25 protein-coding genes are annotated in these 23,424 nt (G+C 45.8%); 12 read left to right on the forward strand and 13 right to left on the reverse strand.

Annotation, left to right across the window (positions count from 1 at the left end; genetic code table 11):
• The first annotated feature begins 52 nt into the window (after positions 1-52).
• The 7 genes from BLS64_RS09690 to BLS64_RS09720 all read left to right on the forward strand — a co-directional run bounded on the left by BLS64_RS09690 (position 53) and on the right by BLS64_RS09720 (position 7,035).
• Positions 53-274 (forward strand): DUF2795 domain-containing protein, encoded by a 222-nt coding sequence (locus BLS64_RS09690; protein WP_008272287.1) that lies wholly within the window; start codon positions 53-55, stop codon positions 272-274.
• 87 nt (positions 275-361) lie between these two features.
• Positions 362-3,715 carry a preprotein translocase subunit SecA gene (gene secA / locus BLS64_RS09695; protein WP_093113341.1) on the forward strand — a complete coding sequence of 1,118 codons (3,354 nt, stop codon included), beginning with the start codon at positions 362-364 and terminating at the stop codon, positions 3,713-3,715.
• 121 nt (positions 3,716-3,836) lie between these two features.
• Complete coding sequence (locus BLS64_RS09700; RefSeq protein ID WP_093113342.1) at positions 3,837-4,325, forward strand: DUF4199 domain-containing protein; 489 nt, start codon at positions 3,837-3,839, stop codon at positions 4,323-4,325.
• An 89-nt stretch (positions 4,326-4,414) separates the two neighbouring features.
• Positions 4,415-4,945 carry a hypothetical protein gene (locus tag BLS64_RS09705; RefSeq protein WP_093113343.1) on the forward strand — a complete coding sequence of 177 codons (531 nt, stop codon included), beginning with the start codon at positions 4,415-4,417 and terminating at the stop codon, positions 4,943-4,945.
• A 27-nt stretch (positions 4,946-4,972) separates the two neighbouring features.
• Positions 4,973-5,701 (forward strand): VIT1/CCC1 transporter family protein, encoded by a 729-nt coding sequence (locus BLS64_RS09710; protein ID WP_093113344.1) that lies wholly within the window; start codon positions 4,973-4,975, stop codon positions 5,699-5,701.
• A gap of 166 nt (positions 5,702-5,867) precedes the next feature.
• Positions 5,868-6,368, forward strand: a complete 501-nt coding sequence (locus tag BLS64_RS09715) for a PA2169 family four-helix-bundle protein (RefSeq protein ID WP_093113345.1) — start codon at positions 5,868-5,870, stop codon at positions 6,366-6,368.
• A gap of 88 nt (positions 6,369-6,456) precedes the next feature.
• Positions 6,457-7,035 carry a DUF2911 domain-containing protein gene (locus BLS64_RS09720; protein WP_093113346.1) on the forward strand — a complete coding sequence of 193 codons (579 nt, stop codon included), beginning with the start codon at positions 6,457-6,459 and terminating at the stop codon, positions 7,033-7,035.
• A gap of 6 nt (positions 7,036-7,041) precedes the next feature.
• Here BLS64_RS09720 and BLS64_RS09725 read toward each other — a convergent pair whose 3' ends face one another.
• The 5 genes from BLS64_RS09725 to BLS64_RS09745 form a co-directional block, all read right to left on the reverse strand.
• Positions 7,042-7,740, reverse strand: coding sequence for a peptidoglycan DD-metalloendopeptidase family protein (locus tag BLS64_RS09725; protein WP_093113347.1), 699 nt, complete (start codon positions 7,738-7,740; stop codon positions 7,042-7,044).
• A gap of 22 nt (positions 7,741-7,762) precedes the next feature.
• On the reverse strand, positions 7,763-9,139 hold the full coding sequence (locus BLS64_RS09730; protein ID WP_093113348.1) for a YggN family protein: 1,377 nt from the start codon (positions 9,137-9,139) through the stop codon (positions 7,763-7,765).
• A complete protein-coding gene (locus BLS64_RS09735; protein WP_093113349.1) occupies positions 9,120-9,731 on the reverse strand; it encodes a hypothetical protein in 612 nt (203 codons plus the stop codon). Before BLS64_RS09735 ends, BLS64_RS09730 begins: the two co-directional genes overlap by 20 nt.
• Positions 9,715-10,260, reverse strand: coding sequence for an RNA polymerase sigma factor (locus BLS64_RS09740; protein WP_093113350.1), 546 nt, complete (start codon positions 10,258-10,260; stop codon positions 9,715-9,717). Before BLS64_RS09740 ends, BLS64_RS09735 begins: the two co-directional genes overlap by 17 nt.
• Before the next feature lie 210 nt (positions 10,261-10,470).
• Positions 10,471-10,887, reverse strand: coding sequence for an Ohr family peroxiredoxin (locus BLS64_RS09745; protein ID WP_093113351.1), 417 nt, complete (start codon positions 10,885-10,887; stop codon positions 10,471-10,473).
• Between the two features lie 45 nt (positions 10,888-10,932).
• Here BLS64_RS09745 and meaB point away from each other — a divergent pair, with 45 nt between their 5' ends.
• Positions 10,933-12,018: a methylmalonyl Co-A mutase-associated GTPase MeaB gene (gene meaB / locus BLS64_RS09750; RefSeq protein WP_245693430.1), complete on the forward strand. Its 1,086-nt coding sequence runs from the start codon at positions 10,933-10,935 to the stop codon at positions 12,016-12,018.
• Here the strand turns inward: meaB and BLS64_RS09755 are convergent.
• Positions 12,013-12,954: an NAD-dependent epimerase/dehydratase family protein gene (locus tag BLS64_RS09755; protein ID WP_093113353.1), complete on the reverse strand. Its 942-nt coding sequence runs from the start codon at positions 12,952-12,954 to the stop codon at positions 12,013-12,015. The genes meaB and BLS64_RS09755 overlap by 6 nt on opposite strands.
• Before the next feature lie 134 nt (positions 12,955-13,088).
• On the opposite strand from BLS64_RS09755, the gene BLS64_RS09760 reads away from it, so the two are divergent.
• The 3 genes from BLS64_RS09760 to BLS64_RS09770 are packed head-to-tail and all read left to right on the forward strand — an operon-like array spanning position 13,089 to position 16,024.
• On the forward strand, positions 13,089-13,805 hold the full coding sequence (locus BLS64_RS09760; RefSeq protein ID WP_093113354.1) for a glycosyltransferase family 2 protein: 717 nt from the start codon (positions 13,089-13,091) through the stop codon (positions 13,803-13,805).
• The gene (locus BLS64_RS09765; protein WP_093113355.1) at positions 13,798-14,421 is read left to right on the forward strand and encodes a lipid-A-disaccharide synthase N-terminal domain-containing protein; all 624 of its coding nucleotides are present in this window, start codon (positions 13,798-13,800) and stop codon (positions 14,419-14,421) included. The genes BLS64_RS09760 and BLS64_RS09765 overlap by 8 nt, the downstream gene beginning before the upstream one ends.
• Positions 14,414-16,024, forward strand: coding sequence for an ArnT family glycosyltransferase (locus tag BLS64_RS09770; RefSeq protein WP_176763470.1), 1,611 nt, complete (start codon positions 14,414-14,416; stop codon positions 16,022-16,024). Before BLS64_RS09765 ends, BLS64_RS09770 begins: the two co-directional genes overlap by 8 nt.
• Here the strand turns inward: BLS64_RS09770 and BLS64_RS09775 are convergent.
• From BLS64_RS09775 to BLS64_RS09790, 4 genes are all read right to left on the reverse strand, one after another.
• A complete protein-coding gene (locus tag BLS64_RS09775) occupies positions 15,990-16,583 on the reverse strand; it encodes a phosphatase PAP2 family protein (protein ID WP_093113356.1) in 594 nt (197 codons plus the stop codon). The genes BLS64_RS09770 and BLS64_RS09775 overlap by 35 nt on opposite strands.
• Before the next feature lie 5 nt (positions 16,584-16,588).
• A complete protein-coding gene (locus BLS64_RS09780) occupies positions 16,589-16,816 on the reverse strand; it encodes a hypothetical protein (RefSeq protein WP_093113357.1) in 228 nt (75 codons plus the stop codon).
• Between the two features lie 16 nt (positions 16,817-16,832).
• Positions 16,833-18,203, reverse strand: a complete 1,371-nt coding sequence (locus BLS64_RS09785; RefSeq protein WP_093113358.1) for an MATE family efflux transporter — start codon at positions 18,201-18,203, stop codon at positions 16,833-16,835.
• 69 nt (positions 18,204-18,272) lie between these two features.
• Positions 18,273-19,694, reverse strand: coding sequence for a M20/M25/M40 family metallo-hydrolase (locus BLS64_RS09790; RefSeq protein ID WP_093113528.1), 1,422 nt, complete (start codon positions 19,692-19,694; stop codon positions 18,273-18,275).
• 171 nt (positions 19,695-19,865) lie between these two features.
• On the opposite strand from BLS64_RS09790, the gene BLS64_RS09795 reads away from it, so the two are divergent.
• The gene (locus tag BLS64_RS09795; RefSeq protein WP_093113359.1) at positions 19,866-20,459 is read left to right on the forward strand and encodes a hypothetical protein; all 594 of its coding nucleotides are present in this window, start codon (positions 19,866-19,868) and stop codon (positions 20,457-20,459) included.
• A 1-nt stretch (position 20,460) separates the two neighbouring features.
• On the opposite strand, the gene BLS64_RS09800 is transcribed toward BLS64_RS09795, so the two are convergent.
• From BLS64_RS09800 to BLS64_RS09810, 3 genes are read right to left on the reverse strand one after another with little or no spacing between them, the layout of a single operon-like run.
• On the reverse strand, positions 20,461-21,624 hold the full coding sequence (locus tag BLS64_RS09800) for a sigma-54-dependent transcriptional regulator (protein WP_093113360.1): 1,164 nt from the start codon (positions 21,622-21,624) through the stop codon (positions 20,461-20,463).
• Between the two features lies 1 nt (position 21,625).
• On the reverse strand, positions 21,626-22,522 hold the full coding sequence (locus BLS64_RS09805) for a DUF6268 family outer membrane beta-barrel protein (protein WP_093113361.1): 897 nt from the start codon (positions 22,520-22,522) through the stop codon (positions 21,626-21,628).
• Entirely contained in the window at positions 22,512-23,423 is a 912-nt protein-coding gene (locus BLS64_RS09810; protein WP_093113362.1) for a mechanosensitive ion channel family protein, read from the reverse strand. Before BLS64_RS09810 ends, BLS64_RS09805 begins: the two co-directional genes overlap by 11 nt.
• Position 23,424 lies beyond the last annotated feature (1 nt).

Raw genomic sequence — 23,424 nt, forward strand, 5'->3', positions numbered from 1 at the left:
GACTATCTCGTCAAAAAAATTATTTTTGCAAAAAACAAAAACCGATTAACCGATGTATTGGACATTAGAATTAGCATCCTACCTGAGCGATGCGCCATGGCCCGCAACAAAAGATGAGTTAATTGATTACGCCATCAGGACGGGCGCTCCATTGGAGGTTGTTGAAAACCTGCAGGCCATTGAGGATGAAGGAGATTCCTATGATTCGATCGAGGAGATCTGGCCAGATTATCCCACCGATGAGGATTACCTCTGGAATGAAGATGAATATTAAAAGCATTACACGATAAATAGAAGAAAAAAGTCTCAGAATTGAGGCTTTTTTTTTATGTACATTTGACATATTAAAACAATAAAAACTATGAGTTTTTTAAATTCAGTATTGAAAGTTTTTGTTGGCGACAAGTCCAAAAAGGACATTAAGGAGATCCAGCCTATCGTTGACAAGATAAAGGAGCTGGAAAAGGAGTTTGAATCCCTATCTTTAGATGAGCTCCGCGCCAGAACCACAACTTTCAAAAATAAGATACAGGAGGCCCTGAAAGAAGTGAATGAACAGATAGAAAGCCTCAATGCCGAAGCAGACGCCTCTGAAGACATTACCCGTAAAGAAGATATCTACGCCGAAATAGACAGCCTTAAAGACAGGGCTTACGAGATCTCTGAAGACGTACTAAACGAAATACTTCCGGAAGCTTTTGCTAACCTTAAAGAAACAGCCAAGCGCTTTGCCAATAACGAGCAGCTGAAGGTAACGGCATCATCTTACGACCGTGAACTTTCCGCAGAAAAAGATTACGTGAACCTTGACGGAGACCATGCCGTATGGAACAACTCCTGGGACGCAGCCGGGAAACCAGTGACCTGGGATATGGTGCACTATGACGTGCAGCTTATTGGAGGTGTTGCCATGCACCAGGGAAAGATCGCAGAGATGCAAACCGGGGAAGGTAAAACCCTTGTGGCCACTTTACCCATGTACCTCAACGCCCTTACCGGAAACGGGGTGCACCTGGTAACGGTGAACGACTACCTGGCAAAAAGGGACAGCGCCTGGATGGCACCTCTTTTTGAGTTCCATGGGCTTAGCGTGGACTGTATCGACTACCACAGACCAAACTCTGCAGCCCGAAGAAAAGCATATAATGCAGACATCACCTACGGAACCAACAACGAATTTGGTTTTGATTACCTGCGTGACAACATGTCCCACTCGCCCGATGACCTGGTACAGCGGCCGCACAATTTTGCGATCGTGGATGAGGTGGATTCGGTGTTGATCGATGACGCGCGTACGCCGTTGATCATTTCAGGCCCGATCCCAAAAGGAGATGTGCACGAATTCGATCAATTAAAGCCGGCTGTAGCCAACGTGGTAGAAGCTCAGCGAAAATATCTTACCGGAGTACTGGCCGAAGCCAAGAAACTAATAGCTGCCGGAGACAACAAAGAAGGTGGGTTCCAATTGCTGCGTGTTTACCGCGGACTTCCGAAAAATAAAGCTCTGATCAAATTTTTGAGTGAGGAAGGAATTAAGGCCCTGCTTCAAAAAACAGAGAATTATTACATGCAGGACAACAACCGTGAAATGCCTAAGGTTGATGCCGAACTGTATTTTACCATAGATGAAAAGACCAACCAGATAGATCTTACCGATAAGGGGATCGACTATCTCTCCGGAAAAGATGAACCCGATTTCTTCGTGATGCCCGAAATTGGAATGGAGATCGCCAAGATCGAGAAAGAAGGTCTTTCCAAAGAAGAAGAAGCAGAGAAAAAAGAGGAGCTTTTCCGTGATTACAGCGTGAAGAGCGAACGAATTCACACCCTAAGACAGCTCCTAAAAGCTTACACCCTTTTTGAAAAGGACACTGAGTATGTGGTGATGGACAATAAGGTGAAAATCGTTGATGAACAGACAGGGCGTATCATGGAAGGCCGCCGATATTCTGACGGGCTGCACCAGGCTATTGAAGCCAAGGAGAGCGTGAAGATCGAGGATGCCACGCAAACCTTCGCTACGGTAACCCTGCAGAACTACTTCAGGATGTACAGCAAGCTATCGGGTATGACCGGTACTGCTGTGACCGAAGCCGGCGAATTCTGGGAGATCTACAAACTCGATGTGGTGGAAATTCCTACCAACCGTCCTATCGCCAGAAAAGACAAAGAAGATCTCGTTTTCAAGACCAAACGGGAAAAATATAACGCGGTCATCGATCACGTGACCGAACTTTCCAAAGCCGGAAGACCGGTCCTTATTGGTACCACTTCCGTGGAAATTTCAGAATTGCTCAGCCGAATGCTGAAACTGCGCAATGTGCCTCACAACGTTCTGAACGCGAAACTTCATAAGAAGGAGGCCGATATCGTTGCCGAAGCCGGTAAAGGAGGAATCGTGACCATTGCCACCAACATGGCGGGTCGTGGTACAGATATTAAATTAAGCCCCGAAGTTAAAGAAGCCGGCGGACTGGCTATTATAGGTACAGAGCGACATGACTCGAGACGGGTTGACCGACAGTTAAGAGGTCGTGCCGGACGTCAGGGAGATCCAGGATCTTCTCAGTTCTACGTGTCGCTTGAAGATAACCTGATGCGTTTGTTCGGGTCTGAAAAGATCGCCAAACTTATGGACCGTATGGGGCTTGAAGAAGGCGAGGTGATCCAGCACTCCATGATCTCAAAGTCAATTGAGCGGGCCCAGAAAAAAGTGGAAGAGAACAACTTTGGGGTACGTAAGCGTCTGCTGGAGTATGATGATGTGATGAACGCCCAGCGTGAGGTGGTGTACAAACGCCGTTACCATGCCCTTTTTGGGGATAGGTTGAGAGTGGACATCGCCAACATGATCTATGATACTTCGGAAAATATCGCCGAGACCAATAAGCTAGCGAACGATTATAAGAACTTTGAATTCGAACTGATCCGTTATTTCTCCATGAGCTCCCCTATTTCTGCGGAAGAGTTCGAGAAAATGGATTTCCAGAAGATCGCAGCTATTATCTACAAGGCCGCTTACGAGCATTACCAGGCCAAGATGAAGAGCAGTGCCGATGCCGCTTATCCCGTGATCAAACAGGTTTGGGAAGACAAAGGCAATAATTTTGAGCGTATCTCTGTTCCGTTCACAGATGGAGTAAAAACTCTTTCGGTAGTTACTAACCTGGAGAAAGCTTATGAGTCTGAAGGTAAGCAGCTGATCACCGATTTTGAAAAAAACATAAGTTTAGCCATTATTGACGATGCGTGGAAAACACATCTTCGCAAGATGGATGAATTAAAACAAAGTGTACAGCTAGCCGTGCACGAGCAGAAAGATCCGTTACTTATCTACAAGTTCGAAGCCTTTGAACTGTTCAAGGTAATGCTGGACCAGGTGAACAAGGATGTGATCTCCTTCCTTTTCAAAGGAGAACTTCCGGCGCCGAGTCCGAGCCAGATCCATGAGGCGCGTCAGCAAAAACGCGAAAAAGTGGAGACCAGCAAAGAAGAGATCCCAAATATGGATGAACGTGCCGCGCAAAGCCGGGCTGCCGGAAACACCCAGCGCCGTCCGCAGGTTACCGAGACCATCACGCGCGAACGTCCAAAAATTGGAAGGAATGATAAGGTTACCATCAAGAACGTGATGACCGGAGAGAACAAAAGCATGAAATTCAAACAAGCCATACCGTTGCTTGATAAGGGAGACTGGGTGCTTGTTGATGAATAGAACCTGAAATATTTTAAATGGAAACCCCGAAGTTTGAGCTTCGGGGTTTTATTTTTGAGGAATTTTCAGCATACGGTAAAGTTTTTTCCTAATTTTATAGAACCCTGCCAAATTTAAACCAATGGAAAAACGTTCTATCGAGATCAAATGGAGCATTCTCTTTACCCTCGCCATGCTTCTGTGGATGTACGCTGAAAGATTGTTCGGTCTTCACGATGAATGGATCGAAAAACACGCTTTTTACTCCGGATTTTTCGCCATAGTGGCTATCGCCATTTACCTTTTCGCGCTATATGACAAAAGAAAGAACTATTACAATGGCTTTATGGACTGGAGAGAAGGCTTTATTTCGGGCCTTTTCATTACCTTGTTCGTGGTCATTCTCTCTCCTCTCACACAGTATATCATCAGCAGGTTTATTTCTCCGGAATTTTTTCCGAACATCATTCGCTACTCGGTCGAAACCGGTGAAATGACCCGTGACCAGGCTCAGGATTACTTTAGCCTGAAAAATTATATTATCACCAGCGCGGTATTTGCCGTGATCTCCGGGGTGATCACCTCTGCCATCGCAGCTTTATTGATGCGAAAAAGAAAAAAAAGAGCCTGATCTGCAGAAGCTGCTGATTTAACAGGCCTTTTGCATAAAAAGACTTGCAACTCCTTATCTTTAGTAGAGAAACCAACAAAATCTCGATCATGAAGATAGAAGACAATGAAAGAAAGACAGAACTGGCAGAACAACAGGGAAAAGCTTTTTCTGAAGCGTTGGACTATATGAAGAACATGGATAACCATGCGGAAAAGTCGGTTGAAGACTACATCATTAGCCTGGCTTCTGAAGAGGCAGAAGGAACATACCGGCTCAAGAACGGGAAGCTGGAATGGCAGGTGCCGGATAAAAATTTCAATACCCATCTTGAGATCGTGGTGCGCGATAAAAAAGACAAGCGCTTCATTCCGGGATTAAAGATAAAAGCGAAAATTTATAATGATAAGGACGAACTGGTGGTGGAAAAAGATTGTCCGTTCCTGTGGCATCCATTTTTGTACCATTACGGAGCCATGTTCGAGATCCCGGAAGAGGGAAAATATACTGTGGAAGTGAGTTTCCCGGCACCCGAATTTCACCGGCACGATGAGATCAAGGGAAAGAGATACGAAAAAGGGGTACAGGTAAAGATCCCTATTGAAATGGAAACCGGGAGAGAACCCCACGGCCCCGAATAGAACAACAACAACCAACTACCGTTTATAATGAAGGAAGCCCAACTTCATTCCCGGGAAAAGATCCTCTTCTTTAATAAAGAATACATCGCCGAATTCGTTTACGGCGGGATCGATGGTGCCATCACCACATTCGCGGTGGTAGCCGGTGCCGAAGGGGCCAGCCTGGGAATTTCGGTAGTGATCATTTTAGGGATCGCGAATCTCATTGCCGACGGATTTTCCATGTCTGTCGGTAATTTCTTTTCCACCAAGGCAGAGAGGGATTCCTTTGAAAAACATCGGCAGGTAGAATACTGGGAGATCGAAAACCTGAGGGAGCGGGAAGTCGAGGAGATCAGGGAGATCTATGCAGCTAAAGGCTTTAAAGGAGAGCTCCTGGAACAAGTGGTGGATGTGATCACGGCCGATAAGGAAGTGTGGGTAGATACCATGATGAAAGAAGAACTCGAAATGGTCAAAGGTGATAAAACTCCTTACAAGACAGCAGGGGCAACTTTTATCAGTTTCATCCTGGTAGGCTCTGTTCCCCTGCTTTCCTACTTTTTCGCCGGAGAAGATCTTTCTGTCAAAGACCCCCAACTTTTTCTATACTCCTGTATTCTCACCGGGGTGGCCCTGGCTATTGTGGGTAGCTTAAAAAGTATTGTTAACGAAAAGAACATTATTTGGGGTATTTTGGAAACTACACTTTTAGGCGGTCTTGCCGCCTTCCTCGCTTATTTCGTGGGCGATCTTCTTGAAAATCTCTTTCTCTGAAAGCTGCAGCAGGTAAGAATTTTCCATATAATTTAATTCTTAATTTTTTCTGACTATTCTTAAAAATACCTGAATATATTATTAAAAATCAGGGTTTTAACAATTGATTAGCAATACAATTCCTTCCTCCGTTCTTATATTGCCATACAATTTAAAAAGGTATCATATGGAAGATCGTTACTCTAAATTTAAGAAGTTAAACTGGCTCCTGGCAGAAAGCTTTGAGGCTGAACGGGTGTACTATAACGCCAGTGAAGACGTTCAGCAGGTTGAACTAAAACGGTTTTTCAATCATGAGAGTGTGAACCGCAACCGGTTTAGCTATGAGATCTCTGAACAGCTTGTACAGGCAGGAGTAGAACCCAAAAAAGACTGGGTGCAAAAAGGTAACCTGCATCGCGACTGGAGACAGGAAAGAAAAGCTCTTGTTCAGCAAAGGCCTCTAAAACTGCTGAAAAAGTGTAGGGAAAGAGATGAAAAGAACCTAAAACTCTATGACGAGATCCTCAAGGAAAAAAGATTACCCAAAGAAGTATTGAAGATGCTTAAAAGGCATCGCCGCACTATCCTTGAAAGTCTGAACAAAGCAGAGAAATTCAGGACAGGTGAAAAAACGCTTGACCCGAACAACAAGCCTACTAAGGTAAGAACGCTAAAAGCTATGTAAAAGAAAAAGATTGCCCCAATTCAAAAAATCCATCATCCTCAAAAGGTGATGGATTTTTTTTCGGCCCGGATTTTGTAAATTTCCTGCTATGAAAAAGGCGATCAAAAGAACATTTTTGGGTATGTTCATCCTGGGCGGGGTGATCATGTTGTCTTATTTCATATTTAAGACCAACACAAAATCTTTCAGTCCCGAAGATACGGTCACTTTTCAGCAGGATGAACTTATCCTGGAGGTCTTCTACAACCGGCCGTACAAAAAAGAGAGGCAGATCTTTGGCGGACTCGTTCCTTACGGGGAAGTATGGCGTACCGGCGCCAATGAGGCTACCACTTTTACCACTAATAAAGATATTTATGTAGACGGCTCATTGCTGCCGGCGGGGAAATATACCCTTTGGACCATTCCTATGGAAGAGTCCTGGAAGGTGATCTTTAATTCCGAAATGTATCCCTGGGGCATCACTGCCGACGAAAAACCTTCACGGGTACCTCAATATGATGTGCTTACGGTAGAAGTTCCCAGCAAGCGAATCGACGAACCTGTTGAGCAGTTCACCATCGATTTCACCACGGCCTATGACTTCATCCAGATGAACTTCGTCTGGGACCGCACTTTGGTAAGAGTTCCCATAAAGGATGTCGAAAAAGTGGAGAAATTCTCCTGATCTTTTTTACCCCGGAATTTTAAGAAGCAGGTTGGGGTCGGGACAGTCCTGAAGGTATTCTGCCAGAAATCTCCTGGAAGTCACCCCCGGAAAATCCCCTTTTTGCCCCTGCAGGTCTCTGATAAGCTGAAAATGCAGATGAGGGGCATAATCTCCATTTTCTGAAGCCGCACCTAACTCTCCAATTTTTTCACCCTTTACTACCTGGTCTCTCTCTTTTAAACCGGCCAGCGAACTTCGGCTTAAATGTCCGTACAAAGAATAGAATTTTTGGTTTTTTATTTCATGTTTCAGGATAATGGTGGGGCCATAATCCCCGAAATTATCATTATCCCTAAAACTGTGCACAGTACCGTCGAGAACCGCCAGCACATCTGTTCCTGCCGCGGCCCAGACATCAATACCCAGGTGGATGTTCCTCTTCAGTTCAGGGTCTTCTTCTGCGGAAAATAATCCGCTGCGCTGGTAGAGCTCCCGAAGCTCATTATAGCCGCGCCAGGCCACCTTTTTTCCCTTTTTCTGAAGGTATTTGGAAAGGTATTCTGAAAAAGCTTCGGCAGAGGACAGTTCCTTTTCAGAAAGATCTTTGTTCTTCACCGAAAGATCGATAGGTGTATAATCTGAAACAGAAAAACCGGCATCAACTACCGGAGTGAAATCCGAAGTGAGGCCGGTTAAAAGTTCAGAAAAGGTTTTTTCCTGCATTGGTTTTTCACCAAAGATAATCCTATTTCAATAACACGTCACTAAAGTTGGCGGTGATAGAGATGGTTGCATTTGCATTCTTATTGCCGTTAAACCCGTTCAACTTTTCAGTATCATAAGACTTGCTCGACTTCAACTTAAGACTCTCTGGAAACTTCACCTGACTTTTGGTGCCCGTATACTGAATGTTATAAGCAACATCAGGAAGGTCCAGTTTTAGATCACTGTTCTCAAGCATGATATCAATGCTTTTAAAATTATTTCCCAGCTTATCGATCACCAGTTCTCCAAAACTACCTCTTAAGATTCCCTGTTCTGCAAGTTCTTTGATGACCACATCACTGGAATTGGAAGTAAGCTTGATGCTTACGGCTTTATCAATACTTAGGTCCTGAACATAAGAAGCTTTCAACATGCCATAATCCCACTGCTTAACCTTGATCGGAGTATAGGCGATATTAAGATCGGTCTTTTCACCCGAGATGGTTCCGGCTGACAGATTACTGTGAGATAGCTGACCTCTCAGGTTCTTTACGTGTCCGTTCAGTTTCACATCTCCATGACGTACGTTCAACTTGAGTTGACCGTCTTTGGGCATTTTGATCTTTAGGGTCTTTTGTGCCTTGGCGCCCTTATTGATAATGATCACCTTATTATCGGCATTCCCGTACTTTGCTTCCACCTCTTTCTCCAGGTTTGCTGCCCAGGCTTCCATATCTTTCCCGAACTGTTCGCCCCAGGCTTCCATGCTTTTCCCGAAATCTTCACCCCAGGCTTCCATATCTTTTTCGAGTTTTTTGGTCATTTTTTCATGGTCCTTTTCAAAGTTGGCGGCCCATTCTTCCATAGACTTTTCAAAGTCCTTCCCAAAGTTCTTTTCCATCTTTTTTTCAAATTCGCTCAGGTATGCGTCTCCTTCTTTCCTGTAAGCCTGGTAGTCAAATTTTACATTATCCATCTTTTCATAGAATTCAGGCGGCAGGGGATTGCCGGAGATGCTTTCAAGTAGTGGCCCGATCATTTCCTGAAGCGGCGCCATCATTTCTGGTAATTTTGAAAGAGGTTCATCAAGCGAGGCCATATCAATTCTTTTAATGCCTACTACCGCGCCGGTAGATCTTATGGTGACTTCACCGGCACTGCCGGACAGGTCCAGTTTCCAGTCTTTCAGTGCCTTGTTCAGTTCCTCCTTTTCTGCTTTAGGCATATCGAGAAAAGCCTCCACCAGCACCTCATTTCTATCCCAGGGCTCCACCACCACATTGGTGTGGGTGGCATCAATGTTCAAAGTCACATTGGAATTTGTCTTAAAGGTCTTGTCAAGTTTTTTGGTCTGGGCCATGCTCAGCACGCTGCACAACAGGGCTGCGATCAGAAATTTATATTTGATAGTTTTCATAGTTCTTATTTTTAGATTGATTGAGGTCTTTTAATTTATTTTTCAGTTTAAGCAACAGTTCCAGTCTCAGTTGCAGGTTGGCGATAAGGGCTTCTACGCCGCTTTCATTAAGGCCGGTCTCACTTATCTCTGCGTTCAAGCGTTGGTATTCTTCATCAAGTTCTGCGAGCTGGGTCATAAAGGAATCAACCAGCGCCCTGTTTTCATCGTTCACCTCCAGTTTTGCCAGCTCAATATTGAGAGAGGCCAGGTAGTAGTTCTCGATCTTTTTGAACTCGGGCGAAACATCGCTTAGCTGGTACTCTTTCTTAACCGGCACTGTTTCCTCTTTTTCTACAGGAACTACAGTCTCTGTATCCACTACCTGCTCTCCGTTGAAAAGATCATTATTATTGAAAAAGATGAATCCAACTCCAAAGACCACCACCAAAATGGCTGCGATCTTTAAGAACATATACTTGTTCGAGGACTGTTTTTCCTGCGGAAAAGCCTTCTCCAGTTTGGCCTCAAATCTGTTTTGATGGCCTTTCTGCAATTTATCGGCAGGAAGACTCTTATCTTCCTGAAACATTTTTCTAATATCCTGTGCCATGACTTAGGTCTTTTAATTCTTCCTGTAATTTTTTCTTTCCCCTGTGCACCAGCGTCCGTGATGCCACTTTAGTGATATTCAATATCTCTGCGATCTCTTCATGATCATATCCTTCCAGCAGATACAACATGAGGGGATATCTGTATTTTTCCGGCAGCTGTTCCATTTTCTGCTTTACCTGTTCGATTCCCACGCCGTCATCAACGCTCCAGTTCTCCTCTTCTTCCACCGTTCCCAGTACCTGTTCATTAATGGCGACCAGTTCCAGTTTTTTGGCCTTGAGCTTATCAAGACACTTGTTGATCACGATCCTTTTCAACCAGGCCCCAAAGGTTACCTCCCCGTTGAATTGATGCAGTTTTTCAAATGCCTTTATAAAGGCCTCGTGCATGGCATCTTCAGCTTCAAATGAATCCTGAATGAACCGCTTCGCCACGTAATACATGCCCTCACAGTACTTGTTGTACAGTTTTAGCTGGGCCCGGCGGTCATTTTGCCTGCAAGCTTCTATTAACTGATGTTGTATCACTAATATTTTTTTTGGTTGCTGTTCACTTTAAAGACGATAGCTTTTCTTCCGCGTTGCAAAAAGCAGAAAAAATTTTGTCATTTTTTGAAAATAAAAATATGAACTTTCCTAAAACCTTTGGCAGATTGTCTTTTTCAGCTTTTTCTTCGAAATAAAAAAAGGAGCACCTTTCAGCGCTCCTCAGAAAAAATATTAATTTGCCTATCCCTGTTATTCTTCATCCAGAAGAAGGTTAAGGGTAACATCCATATTGTCCATAGTGGCGCGGGAAAAAGGGCAAAGCTCATAAGCCTCATCTACCAGTTCTTCCCCGGTCTCCACATCGACCCCCGGCAGATAGGAATCCAGTGTAAGGGACAGCTGCTGCTCCCCTTCTTCATTGGTTCCCAGCTCTACTGAAGCCGTTACGGTAAAATCTCCAAGATCGATATTTTGATTTCCCGCAGCTGCCTTAAGGGCACTACCGTAGCTGGCCGCATAGGCCGCCGCGAAAAGCTGCTCCGGATTGGTCTTGTCTTCTCCCGACCCGGGTTTGCCAAGATCCAGATCCAGAATTCCGTCGTCACTGCTAACGTGGCCTTCACGCCCGTCATGATTTGTGGCCGTTGCCATATACAAAGTCTTCATATTGATCTTTATTTTATTAATTTAGTACTTCAATATACAAATAAGATTTCCAGTTTGACCAAAGAATCGGCTTTAAATAAATCTGAAGGTACCCGGCCTTCTTCCGGAGTGAACGCCGACCTCGCTAAAAAGATAAGGGCACGGAGGAAACAGGAAATTTCCACAGAAACCCTTTTTCAAAAGATAAAGGCGGGAGACAAGACCGCCCTTAGCCAGGGGATCACCCTAATCGAGAGTCATACTGCCCAGGCACAGCAAAAAGCAGCCGAACTTATTGAAAAATGCCTGCCTTTTGCCAACAGATCTTTCCGGATTGGAATAACCGGGGTGCCGGGCGTGGGAAAAAGCACTTTTATTGAAGCTTTTGGAGGTCACCTGGCCGATGCAGGGAAAAAAGTGGCCGTTCTGGCCGTGGATCCCACCAGCACCGTTTCCCGCGGAAGCATCCTGGGAGACAAGACCCGCATGGAAACTTTGGTCAACCATGAAAATGCCTTTATACGGCCTTCGCCTTCGGGAGATTCTTTAGGCGGAGTCGCGAAAAAGACACGGGAAACGATCATCTTGTGCGAGGCTGCAGGCTTCGACACACTACTTATCGAAACTGTGGGCGTGGGACAAAGTGAGACCACCGTTCACAGCATGACCGATTTTTTCCTGCTGCTAAAACTGGCAGGAGCCGGCGATGAACTGCAGGGGATCAAGCGAGGGATCATGGAAATGGCAGATGCCATTGTCATTAACAAGGCAGATGGGGAAAACCTGAAGCCGGCCAGACAGGCCCGCTCAGAGTTCAGAAGGGCTCTACACTTGTATCCTGCAAAAGACAGCCAATGGCAGCCAAAAGTGCTTCTATGCAGCGCCCTTAAAAAGACCGGGATCGAGGAAGTCTGGGACCTGATGAAGGAATTTGAAGAACTGGTAAAGGAGAACGGGTACTTCAACAGCAACAGGCAGGCCCAGAACAAATTCTGGATGCTGCAGACCATTGATGAACATCTTAGGAATCGTTTTTACCGGCATCCCGAGATCAAGAAGCTGCTCCCCGAACAGTTGAAAGCCCTGGAGAAGAACGAAACCACTCCCTTTGAGGCGGCCGCTCACCTGCTCGAAAAATACCGCTCTTTATAGAAAATTTTCCATGTACCAGGTAATCTGCTTTTGCAGCCCTTCCCTAAAAGAAGTTTTAGGTTCATAGCCCAGGATCTTTTTGGCTTTCTGAATATTCGCAAGAGTTCTGTACTGATCGCCTGCCCTTCTTGGCACCACTTCCAGTTGGATCTTTTTACCCAGCAACTCTTCCACGAGAGCGATCCCCTCTCCGGTCTTATGTTCTTCTTCGGCTCCAAGGTTGATGATCTCCCCGTCGAGATCCTGGTATCTCTCAACCGCCTTATAGATTCCGTCTACTATATCCCATACATAGGTAAAGCTTCTAAGGTGTTTTTCACTGCCTTTGAAGATCGGGAATTTTTCATCTTTAAAAGCACAGGCGATCAGCTTGGTATAAAGCTTTTCGGGTCGTTCCCTGGGCCCATAGACCGAGAACAGTCTCAAGGATGAGGCCTTCAACTTGCCCGATCGGCTTTCTGCTAAAACAAGCTGTTCTCCGGTTAATTTGGTCACTCCATACCAGGAAGCCGGTTTGGGCGCGATGGTTTCCGGAAAAGTGGCTTCAAGTCCGTAGATGGAGGAAGTGGCGATATTGAAAAAATGCTTCAGGTCCTTATTCTTTCTGGCGAATTCCAGGAGGTTTTGCGTGGCCAGCACATTATTGCTGAAATAATCCTGAAAGGAACTGGAGGCCGAAATACCCGGCTGTGCCGCGAAATGTATGATAAAGTCAAAATCTGGTTCCAAAGCCTCATACTCCTGCACCTCTCGTAAGTCGATCTTATGGACAGGTATTCCTTTATCTCGCAGAACTTCGGCATTCCGCTCCTTCAGGGCAACATCGTAATATCCGGAAAAATTGTCTGCTCCTATCACTTCGAGGCCTTCTTGATGTAATTTTTCCGCAGCATGAGAACCAATAAACCCTGCTGCCCCGGTCACCAGTATTTTCATATTTCTATATTTAGCCGAAGATCCTCTCCGGGATATTCCTTCTGCAAATTAACAATCCTTTTGGATTCTTCCGAAATAAGCGCATTCTCTTTCATTTAAATTTATTGATACATTTGTAAGGCAAGCTTTTACGTATGGATCACCAGTTCACTATTTTGATCCCCCTATACAATGAAGAAGATAACCTGCTGCGCGTGGAGCAGGAGCTGTCTTCCTATATCAAAAAAGCACCTCTTCCCTCTCGGGTGCTCTTCATCAATGACGGTTCTACAGACAACAGCCTGAAACTTCTCGAGGAGATCTGCAAAAGAGAAAAAGACTTCAAATTTATCTCTTTTGAGGAAAACCGCGGTCTCAGCGCCGCGATCAAGGCCGGTTTTGATGAGGTGCAGACTCCGCTGACCGGTTACATTGACGCCGACCTGCAAACCCACCCAGAGGATTTTGACCTCCTCCTGGAACATATTCCGGAGTACGACCTGGTGACAGGAGTGCGTACAGACCGAAAAGATTCTTTTAAAAAGAACATGTCTTCGCTGATCGCGAACGGCATTCGCCGGAGCTTTACCCATGACGGTATGGACGATACCGGCTGCCCGTTAAAAGTGATCAAAACCGAGTACGCCAAAAGAATCCCCATGTTCAATGGCTTACACCGATTTTTACCCGCCATGGTGCTGCTTCAAAAAGGCAGGATCAAACAGGTGCCGGTGAGGCACTATCCCAGGATAGCCGGGAAGGCAAAATACCATTTGATGAACCGCCTGGTTGGGCCGTTGGTAGACTGCTTCGCTTACCTTTGGATGAAAAGAAAATATATAGACTACAAAATCGCCAGGCGTAATGAGTAGCTGGGAAGTCTACACCCTTGGTTTTATCGCCCAGATCCTTTTCTCTGCAAGGCTCCTCTTCCAGTGGATCGCTTCGGAAAAGCAAAAAAAGGTGCTCACTCCAGCAAGTTTTTGGAAGATCTCGCTGTTCGCCTCCTTCCTTCTATTTGTTTACGGTTACCTGCGCGATGATTTCGCCATTATGCTGGGCCAGGCGCTTACTTACTTTATCTATATAAGAAACCTGCAGCTGCAGGGGGAGTGGAAGAAACTCCACAGCGTCATGAAATGGTTCCTGTACCTGCTCCCGGTGATCCTTTTCATTTATTCGTACAACAATAACACCTACGATGTACACAAGCTGTTCTTCAACGAAGCGATCCCTTTCTGGCTGCTGTTCCTGGGCTCTGGGGCGCAGGTGATCTTTACTTTCAGGTTCGTTTACCAGTGGTATTTTTCTGAAAGGGTTCGGGAATCTGTCCTCCCAATGGGTTTTTGGCTGCTTAGCCTTACCGGTGCCAGTTTGATCCTTATATATGCCGTGCTTCGGAAGGATCCCGTGCTGCTGATAGGTCACCTGGGCGGAAGCATAATCTATATTAGAAACATAATTTTAAGCAGAAAGCAGTATGCCTGAAGTTTCCAAAAAGTACCTGTACATTCTAGTACTGGTAGGCGTGATCATTTTTATGAGCAATCTTGACGTGATGTATGTAAACATCATGGAAGCCCGAAATTTTATCACCGCCCGCGAAATGGTGAACATGGACAACTGGCTGCTCACCACCATGAACGCCGAACCCCGGTATGAAAAACCTCCCCTGCCTACCTGGTTTACAGCCTTAAGCGCCATGCTCTTTGGGTTCAACAGTCTTTTCGCCCTTCGACTACCGGCCGCTTTGCTGGCCCTGTTCCTGCTTTTCTACTTTTTCAGACTGATACCCCGCCTGAAAATAGGACAAAAACAGGCCTTTTTGGCTTCACTAATCCTTGCCTCTTCTTTCTACATCATTTTTGCCGGCCGCAACGGCCAGTGGGACATTTTCACGCATGGCTTCATGATGGCCGCAATCTATTACCTCTGGAAATTCTTCGGTCAAACCCATGGTTTGTACAAAAACGCCCTTTTGGCAGCCCTTTTCTTCGGATTCTCATTTATGAGCAAAGGTCCTGTCTCCTTATACGCCCTGCTGCTCCCGTTCCTGATCGCCTATGGCGTCGTTTACGGTTTAAAAGGGTTCAGCAGGAAGAAAAAACCCTTCCTGCTCTTTCTTTTTACTGCCATTATTATAAGCGGCTGGTGGTTTCTTTATGTGAGGCTGGTAGATCCCGTCGCTTTTACCCGCATCACCACCGTGGAAACCACGCGCTGGGCCAATTATAATGTCAAGCCTTTTTATTATTACTGGAGCTTTTTCACCCAAAGCGGCATTTGGACCATTCCGGCGTTTGTGGGACTGCTTTACCCTTACCTTAAACGGAGAGTGTGCAACCATAAAGCCTACGTTTTTTCCCTTTTATGGACCTTAAGCGCGGTAATTTTACTTTCTATTATTCCGGAGAAAAAAGCGCGCTACCTGTTGCCCGTCATGATCCCGCTTGCCCTCAACACCAGTTTTTACATAGAATACCTCTTTAGAAAGTTCAGGGAGATGCCGCTAAAGGAAAAATGGGTAGTCTATTTTAATCATGGATTGATCGCCGCAATAGGGATCGTTTTTCCCGTGGGCGCCTATTTTGTGCTGGACCTGGAAGGCTACTGGTTTTGGTATGTCATGACCTCTATTATTCTCTTCGGAATTGGCGCAGCTATAATTTATTTTCTGAAAAAACAGAAATACCCGAAGGTTTTCTACCTCACCGTGGTTTTCATATGCGGAATAATGCTTACCGGCTTTCCCCTCACCTATGCCCTTTTGGAAAACCCGAAATTCCGGAACATTTCTGAACTTCAGAATAAATACGAATTCAACATCTACGAGCTTCGCAACACCACGCCAGAACTTATCTGGGAGTACGGGGAACCCATTTCCAATCTTTCCGAAGAAGAAGTACTTCAGTTAGATGATGAAAAGATGGGACTGCTTCTTATGGAAAAAGACAGTGTTTTTGTGCAACAGCAGGATCGCTTCAGGATCATTTCTTCAGAAAGATATGACCTCAACTATGTGCACCCCGAAAAATCGGGTTATAAAGACAGGCTTATCAGGAGGTTTTATGTTCTGGAGAAGAAGGAATAGTGAAATACTTTTTTAGAATAACTTTCCAGCCTTTGTAAAATAACAGTCCCAAAATAATTCCGAAGAACCAGCCCACCAGGATATCTCCTGGATAATGCACGCCCACATAGATGCGGCTGTAGGAAACCAGGGCCGCCCAAACTGCAAGTACGATGAGGCTGCCTTTCCAGTAACGACGAAGGATAAGCCCTAAGAAAACGATAAGCCCGGCTGAACTTGCCGCGTGGGCAGAAAAGAATCCGAACCTTCCGCAGCGCACCGCCACGAAACGGGCCATCTCCATCACCCCTTCCTGTCGGCAGGGTCTTGGACGTTCTATCCAGTGCTTAAAAACATTTGCCAGCTGGTCTGTGCAGGTTATAAGACCGGCAACCAGAAGCAGGGTCACGAAGGTTTTTTTAAGCCCGATACTCCTGTACAAAAGGTACAGCAGCAGCCCATAAAAAGGGATTGAGGTAAACTTGTTTGTCACCAGGTTCCAGAAGGCGTCAAAGGCCGGATTACCGAGATTGTTCAAAAAGAGAAAGATCTCCTGATCTGTTTCTACCAGCTGCTCCATGAAATTTATTCTTCGTAACGGGAAACTTCCCTGTCATAAAAATCGGTAGCCTGCTGGATCAGCCCCTCGGCTTCAGAAGCGAGTTCCTTTTCATCGGAAGCGTCAAAATCTTCAAGCCACTCCACTTCATCATTCTCAAGGTTGAGAATGAACCGCGGAAATTCGGTATGAACGATGAAAATGGCATCGGGAAAATCGGTATTGTCACCGAGGAGAAATTTTGGAAATTCCATATTCAGAAATATATTTTTAAACTGTCATTTTTGGCTGCATTTCGGCCTGTACCAGCAGCTTCCTGCTGAGATAGTTGAACCGAATATACAACATTAATGCCGAAGCGGTCAATCCTGCCAGCAGCCCGAACCAGATTCCCATAGATCCCATTGCTTCCTCTTTTCCGAGGAAAAAGGAAACGGGAAATCCAATGATCCAGTAGGCTATGAAGCAGATCAAGGTGGGGAATTTTACATCCTGCAACCCGCGAAGCGCACCGAGGATGACCACCTGCAGCCCGTCGCTTAGCTGAAACAGTGCAGCGACGATCAACAGCTGGGCAGATAAAATGATCACTTCGACGTTCTCTATATATAAGGTTGGTAACCAATCTTTGAGGAGGATGAAACCTACGGCAAAGACCGCCTCAATTAAGAAGACCAGCAAAAAGGTGGAAAAAGCGATGCGGCGCAGATCTGCGAAATTGGCTTTCCCCTTTTGGTTTCCTACTCTTATTGTGGCTGTCACTCCCAATCCCACTGCGATCATGAAGGTCATGGAAGCCAGGTTAAGCGCGATCTGGTTCGCCGCCTGCGGGTTGGTTCCCAGCGTACCCGCCAGGAAAACCGTAGCTGTAAAAATGGCCACTTCAAAAAGCATTTGCAGCGCTGTTGGAAAACCCAGGGCAAATAACCTTTTAAAAATGTTCATTTTCAACAACTCTTTTCGGGACCAGACAAAGTACTGCCGAAACTTCTTCTTTCTTCGCAGGATCTCCCATACAAACCACAACATAAAGAACCGCGAAATAAGCGTACCCACTGCCGCGCCTTCCACCTCCAGCCTCGGAAAGATCCAGATCCCATAGATGAGCAGGTAATTGAAAAGCACATTCACCACGTTGGAAATAAGTGTGGCATACATGGCATATTTTGTCTGCGACAGGCCATCGGCAAATTGCTTGTAAGCCTGGAACAGCATAAGCGGGATCATGGAGAAGGCCACGATCTCCAGGTAAGGAATGGCCAAAGCCACCACTTCGGGCGGTTGGTCGAGATGATATAAAATGGGTTTTGCCAGCAGGAGTAACAGGAACAAAATTATTCCATTGATCCCGCACATGATGATGCCGTGGTGAAAATAGCTTTTTCCGGTCTCCACATCTTCAGCCCCGTCAGCTTCAGCGATCAAAGGGGTGATGGCAAAAGAAAATCCTATTCCAAGGGAGAGCGCGATGAATACCAGGCTGTTGCCCAGGGAGACCGCCGCCAGAGGCGCAGCTCCCAACCTACCTACCATGATATTATCAGCAAGGCCCACCAGGACATGACCCAGCTGCCCCAGCATCACCGGATAGGCGATGTGCAGGTTCTTTCGGAATTCTTTGGTGTAGGCAGTAATGTGCAAACTGGAAGGATTTTTAGAGCCGCAAAGATAATAAGTTTCTATGCCTGCCTATGCTAAAACCCCTTCTTTTTACTTCAGGATCTCGTCTTTCTGCTGAATCTTCTCAAATCCGTATTTGTCAACAAGATATACCAGGGAAGCCATAGTGGCTGCACCCAATTCGAGCTCCCTCTTGTTCACGGCATCAAAGGTATCTGTCGCCGCGTGGTGGTGATCAAAATAACGTTGAGAATCTGGTCTTAATCCGGCAAGGACGATATTTCCGCCTTTTAGCGGACCAATGTCTGCACCGCTGCCACCCTGCTCAAAATAGTGTATCAAATAAGGTTTGAAAAGGGGTTCCCAGCTCTGGATCTTTTTGAACTGTGCATCTGAAGCATCAAAAGAGAATCCTCTGGGGGTAAATCCGCCGGCGTCACTTTCAAGGGCGAAAATGTGATTTTCATTCTTTTCTCTCGCGACTTCAGCATATTTGTTTCCTCCCCTAAGTCCGTTCTCTTCGTTCATGAACAGCACTACTCTGATGGTCCTTTTTGGCCGAAGTCCGCTTTCTTTGAAAAGACGCAGCACCTCCATAGACTGCACTACTCCGGCGCCGTCATCATGAGAGCCGTCACCCAGGTCCCAGGAATCAAGATGGCCGCCCACTACGATGATCTCCTCGGGAAATTCACTTCCGGTTATCTCTCCAATGACATTGTATGATTCTACATCGGCAAAATTGCGGCAGTTCATCTTGTAGTAAAAATCCATTTCAGGATCAAGTTTAAGAAGGCTGCTCAGGTATTCGGCATCTTTGGTACTGATAGCCGCTGCCGGAATGCGCTTCTCATTCGGAAGTTCTCCATAGCTCATGGAACCGGTGTGCGGATTGTCATCTATCTTATGGCTAAGAGAACGCACGATCACTCCTTTGGCTCCATATTTAGCAGCCTCTTTTGCACCGGCATAACGCTGGTCCACACATCCACCATATGCTTCAAAAGTGTGAATAAGATCGGGGCGCATTGGCCTGTTGTAAAACACGATCTTACCTTCAATCTGTTCTTTTCCGTATCGTGTCAGGTCATCAATTCCCTGGACTTCGATCACCTTTCCTCGCAAGCCTGTTTCGGGCGTGGCCACAGAACCTCCCAAAGCAGTGATGTTCACTGTGGTGGTTGGGCCTTGAGAAGGCTGCACGTATGCATACTCCTGCACTCCACGAGTCCATTTAGGCACCATGACAGGCTGAAGCCAAACTTTGTCGAGGCCGAGCTTTTCCAGTTCGGCTTTGGTATACTCCACGGCACGCTGCGCATTCACAGAACCCGAAAGACGACCACCGATCTGGTTTGATAAATGGTCGAGCCATTCATAGCTCTGTCCGTTAAGCAGGGACATGTCATAAAGTTTCCGCAGGTTCAGGGAATCCTGTTCCTGCATTGACATTTGTGCCTGTATGGTATGACCTATGGCCAGAACTAATATTAAAGAAAGGATCTTTTTCATATCGTTTTTGTAGAAATTCGATTTTTTCAGAAAAACAAAAATAAAAAACCATTCCAAACAGGTCCTGATTTTCAGGGAAGATTGTCTTTTTTTAACCTTCTGTGAAGACTCGGGACATATACGGGGCAAGATTGGTCCTATTTTTTTATCTTTCGGCAAAATTTGAGACCCTTGAACAAAGAGCAGATCATAGAGAATGTTTCCACCTTACTCCAGGAGATCCCTACCTCAATGGAGATCGTAAAAGACGACCATAAGCGGGAGAAAAGGTTTCGATATCTCGCCAAATACATGGTGGAAAAGGCCATAGAAAAAGACGCCCTTATTGTTTCTGAAAACGGAAAAGGAATCGCCATCCTTTTTCAGACCAACAGCAAGGATAAAAATTTCTGGAAAGACACCATAATGGACATCAAGCTCGCGCTGAACGTGACTGGGATCAAAAAAGGCCTGAAGGCGATGAAGGTGCAGAGCTATGTGAAGAATCAGCGCCCTAAAGAAGGAGATTATCTTTACTGCTGGTTCTGGGGAGTGCTTTCTGACGCCCGCGGAAAAAGCGATGAGGCAAGGATAGCTTATGACATGAAAGACCAGTTCTTTGAGATAGCAAAAGAAAAGCAGCTCCCAATATATGCCGAAACCCGCATTCGCCGGATAAGCCTGGCATACCAACGTTACGGGTTTAAATTATTCAATGAGTGGGATCATCCTAGCGGCGATAAAATGTACTTTTTAAAGTACCTTCCGCCGGCAAAAGACGAATAGATCATTTGCTGGCAAACAGCCGCACATCTTCTTCGGTCACTTCACTTCCGCCAAGGATGATTAGCCGTTCTACCACGTTGCGAAGTTCACGGATATTTCCGGTCCAGTTGTATTCCTGCAACAGCTTAAGAGCGTCATCAGTAAAGGTTTTAGGGTTCACCCCCTGCTCTTCGGATATTTTTTCGGCAAAGAAATTTACCAGTAACGGGATATCTTCCCGTCTGTCATTTAACGCAGGAACCTTGATAAGGATCACGGCCAGGCGGTGATAAAGGTCTTCCCTGAACTTTTTCTCCTCGATCTCCTTTTTGAGGTCTTTATTAGTGGCCGCGATCACTCTTACATCTACCTTGATATCCTTGTCGCTTCCCACACGGGAGATCTTGCTTTCCTGCAGGGCTCTTAAAACCTTGGCCTGGGCCGAAAGGCTCATGTCACCCACCTCATCTAAAAAAATGGTACCTCCGTTCGCGGCCTCAAATTTACCGGCACGGTCTTTATTGGCCGAGGTAAAGGCTCCCTTCACATGTCCAAAAAGCTCGCTCTCTATCAATTCTGAAGGAATGGCGGCGCAGTTCACCTCTATCATGGGCCCTGCGGAGCGGTCGCTCTTTTGATGCAGCCAGTGGGCCACCAGCTCTTTCCCGGTACCATTAGGTCCCGTGATCAACACGCGGGCATCTGTAGGCGCCACCTTTTCAATGATATCCTTAATGCGGGAAATAGCGTCTGACTCCCCGATCATCTCAATGTTCTTCCCTACCTTCTTTTTTAGCCGGGTATTTTCAACCACCAGTTCCTTACGATCAAGAGCATTACGCACGGTATTCAAAAGTCGGTTAAGATCGGGTGGTTTGGAAATGTAATCAAAGGCGCCCATTCTCATTGTGTTCACCGCGGTATCCAGGTCTCCGTGTCCCGAGATCATCACCACGGGCACTTCAGGCTTGACCTTTTTGACAGCTTCAAGCACCTCGACGCCGTCCATTTTTGGCATTTTGATATCACACAGAATTAGATCGTAATCCTGATCCTTTATTTTTTCGATTCCTTCAAGTCCGTCAGCAGCTTCCTCCACTTCATAAGAATTATTCTCTTCGGTAAGGATCTTTATCAAAACCCTTCTAATCGCTGCTTCGTCCTCGATCAATAAAATTTTTGGCATGTTATATCTTGAATTTTAATCCGCTTCGGGCGTAAAAAGTATTAGTGTCATTGATGATATACACATCGTCCTTATTACCGTCCCTAAGACGAATATCGTTCATAATGGTATATCCCGTGTACAGGTAATATACTAAATGTTTGGTAAATTTGTATTCATATCCAATGCCGCCTAAAATGATGGTCATGGAAATACTTTCGGCAACCGCCCTGCTTGGCTGCAGCACCCTGTTCTCCTGAACATTGGCGAAAAAACCATCCAAAGTAGCAAAAGCCTGCAAATGGTGTTTCGCGTTAAAGGAATATTTCAGATTGGTTTTAGGCACCCCCAGTGAAAAAGACCAGTCGGGGAGGAATTCCCGGTAGTAGTTGACCACCGGCAGCGGAAAAGGAAATCCCGAAGTGGTGGAATAATGCAGGCCGGCTATTAGCCTCCAGGGCTTGGGCGCGGCATCTTCGCCGGTACGGTCCTTTATGAAAAAAACTCCTCCGGTGTAAATAAGGTCATCTTTTATGGCTTTTCCGGTCTCGAAATTGGAGGCGAACAACGCTCCTCCCCTTGCAGCAAAGCGCCAGTCCTCACCCAAGAGAAAGGTATATCCAAGGTTTAGGCTGAAGGACTGGTAAGGATCCAGCTCTCCCCGCTTGTCAAAAGGAGTATCGTCCAGGAATTTGAAATTGATGTTCTCATATTCCACTCCCGGAACAAGATAACTGTCATTGCCGAGTTCTATAGGAATATTGAGGAAGGTTTTAAATCTTCTGAAGGAGTTATCCGAATCGCTCTGCGGAAAATAGGTGAATTCCACCCGGCCAAGATCTGTAGACTGTGCCCGAAGCGAGGGCAACGAAACCAGAATAAGCCCAATGCAAAAAATTATTCTTAAACTATTCTTCATGGTCTTCTTCTTTACTACTGCGGTTAAAGAAATGTACATCTCTCTGCGGAAATGGAATAGTGATATTGTGCTCTCTGAACTTCTGATCGATATTATACCTTACCTGACTCTTGATCTTGGGATCCACGAAACTATCGGTCACAAAGAAATTGACCGAAAAGATCAGCGCCGAATCCCCAAAATCTTCAAAAAGCACAAAAGGGCTCGGCTTTTTGGTGATACCCGCCTGTTCGTGTACGCTTTCCAGCAGTAGTTTTTTCACTTTTTCGGTATCACTGCCATAGGCCACCCCTACCCTTACCAGTTCACGGGTGGTCCGGTGATTTTGGGTGAAGTTGAGGATGATCTCACTGGTGAATTTGTGATTGGGAATGATCATTACCTTATCATCGCGGGTGAGCAGGCGCGTAGTACGCAGTTTTATGTCAATGACCCGACCTACCCGGCCGTCCATTTCCACTACATCGCCTACCAGCAGCGATTTGTCTATTATGATAAATAAACCTCCTATTATATCCTGAAACAGCTCCTGCAAGGCAAGACCCAAACCTACGAACAGGGCAGCCGAGGCTGTAAGAAGAATGGTAATATCAATTCCTGCCGAACTCAGCGTTACTATGATCACCACCACATAAACGAGGTAGCGAATGAACTTGAAAACGCTGATGAATTTAAGCTTATCAGGCTCTTCCATTTTGCGGGTAAAGAAGATCCTTATTCCCCGCATCACAATGTTGGTGAGCAGAAAGGCCACTATTACTAACAGAATTACCCAGACGGTGATGCGAATTGGATTTTCTTCACTGCCTACGTTGATCAGCGAATAATTGAGAAAATCCTGTATGGTTCCCCAGATATCCTCTTCAATCACTTCTTTTACCTGATCTACTCCCTGCTGCATC

The sequence above is a fragment of the Salinimicrobium catena genome (genome assembly GCF_900102915.1).
Lineage (GTDB): Bacteria > Bacteroidota > Bacteroidia > Flavobacteriales > Flavobacteriaceae > Salinimicrobium > Salinimicrobium catena.

What these genes read in the sequence shown, in the direction of transcription:
- BLS64_RS09690 (WP_008272287.1), top strand. Translation starts at nt 53, where the DNA reads ATGTATTGGACATTAGAATTAGCATCCTACCTGAGCGATGCGCCATGG.
- secA (WP_093113341.1), top strand. Translation starts at nt 362, where the DNA reads ATGAGTTTTTTAAATTCAGTATTGAAAGTTTTTGTTGGCGACAAGTCC.
- BLS64_RS09700 (WP_093113342.1), top strand. Translation starts at nt 3,837, where the DNA reads ATGGAAAAACGTTCTATCGAGATCAAATGGAGCATTCTCTTTACCCTC.
- BLS64_RS09705 (WP_093113343.1), top strand. Translation starts at nt 4,415, where the DNA reads ATGAAGATAGAAGACAATGAAAGAAAGACAGAACTGGCAGAACAACAG.
- BLS64_RS09710 (WP_093113344.1), top strand. Translation starts at nt 4,973, where the DNA reads ATGAAGGAAGCCCAACTTCATTCCCGGGAAAAGATCCTCTTCTTTAAT.
- BLS64_RS09715 (WP_093113345.1), top strand. Translation starts at nt 5,868, where the DNA reads ATGGAAGATCGTTACTCTAAATTTAAGAAGTTAAACTGGCTCCTGGCA.
- BLS64_RS09720 (WP_093113346.1), top strand. Translation starts at nt 6,457, where the DNA reads ATGAAAAAGGCGATCAAAAGAACATTTTTGGGTATGTTCATCCTGGGC.
- BLS64_RS09725 (WP_093113347.1), bottom strand. Translation starts at nt 7,740, where the DNA reads ATGCAGGAAAAAACCTTTTCTGAACTTTTAACCGGCCTCACTTCGGAT.
- BLS64_RS09730 (WP_093113348.1), bottom strand. Translation starts at nt 9,139, where the DNA reads ATGAAAACTATCAAATATAAATTTCTGATCGCAGCCCTGTTGTGCAGC.
- BLS64_RS09735 (WP_093113349.1), bottom strand. Translation starts at nt 9,731, where the DNA reads ATGGCACAGGATATTAGAAAAATGTTTCAGGAAGATAAGAGTCTTCCT.
- BLS64_RS09745 (WP_093113351.1), bottom strand. Translation starts at nt 10,887, where the DNA reads ATGAAGACTTTGTATATGGCAACGGCCACAAATCATGACGGGCGTGAA.
- BLS64_RS09755 (WP_093113353.1), bottom strand. Translation starts at nt 12,954, where the DNA reads ATGAAAATACTGGTGACCGGGGCAGCAGGGTTTATTGGTTCTCATGCT.
- BLS64_RS09760 (WP_093113354.1), top strand. Translation starts at nt 13,089, where the DNA reads ATGGATCACCAGTTCACTATTTTGATCCCCCTATACAATGAAGAAGAT.
- BLS64_RS09765 (WP_093113355.1), top strand. Translation starts at nt 13,798, where the DNA reads ATGAGTAGCTGGGAAGTCTACACCCTTGGTTTTATCGCCCAGATCCTT.
- BLS64_RS09770 (WP_176763470.1), top strand. Translation starts at nt 14,414, where the DNA reads ATGCCTGAAGTTTCCAAAAAGTACCTGTACATTCTAGTACTGGTAGGC.
- BLS64_RS09775 (WP_093113356.1), bottom strand. Translation starts at nt 16,583, where the DNA reads ATGGAGCAGCTGGTAGAAACAGATCAGGAGATCTTTCTCTTTTTGAAC.
- BLS64_RS09780 (WP_093113357.1), bottom strand. Translation starts at nt 16,816, where the DNA reads ATGGAATTTCCAAAATTTCTCCTCGGTGACAATACCGATTTTCCCGAT.
- BLS64_RS09790 (WP_093113528.1), bottom strand. Translation starts at nt 19,694, where the DNA reads ATGAAAAAGATCCTTTCTTTAATATTAGTTCTGGCCATAGGTCATACC.
- BLS64_RS09800 (WP_093113360.1), bottom strand. Translation starts at nt 21,624, where the DNA reads ATGCCAAAAATTTTATTGATCGAGGACGAAGCAGCGATTAGAAGGGTT.
- BLS64_RS09805 (WP_093113361.1), bottom strand. Translation starts at nt 22,522, where the DNA reads ATGAAGAATAGTTTAAGAATAATTTTTTGCATTGGGCTTATTCTGGTT.
- BLS64_RS09810 (WP_093113362.1), bottom strand. Translation starts at nt 23,423, where the DNA reads ATGCAGCAGGGAGTAGATCAGGTAAAAGAAGTGATTGAAGAGGATATC.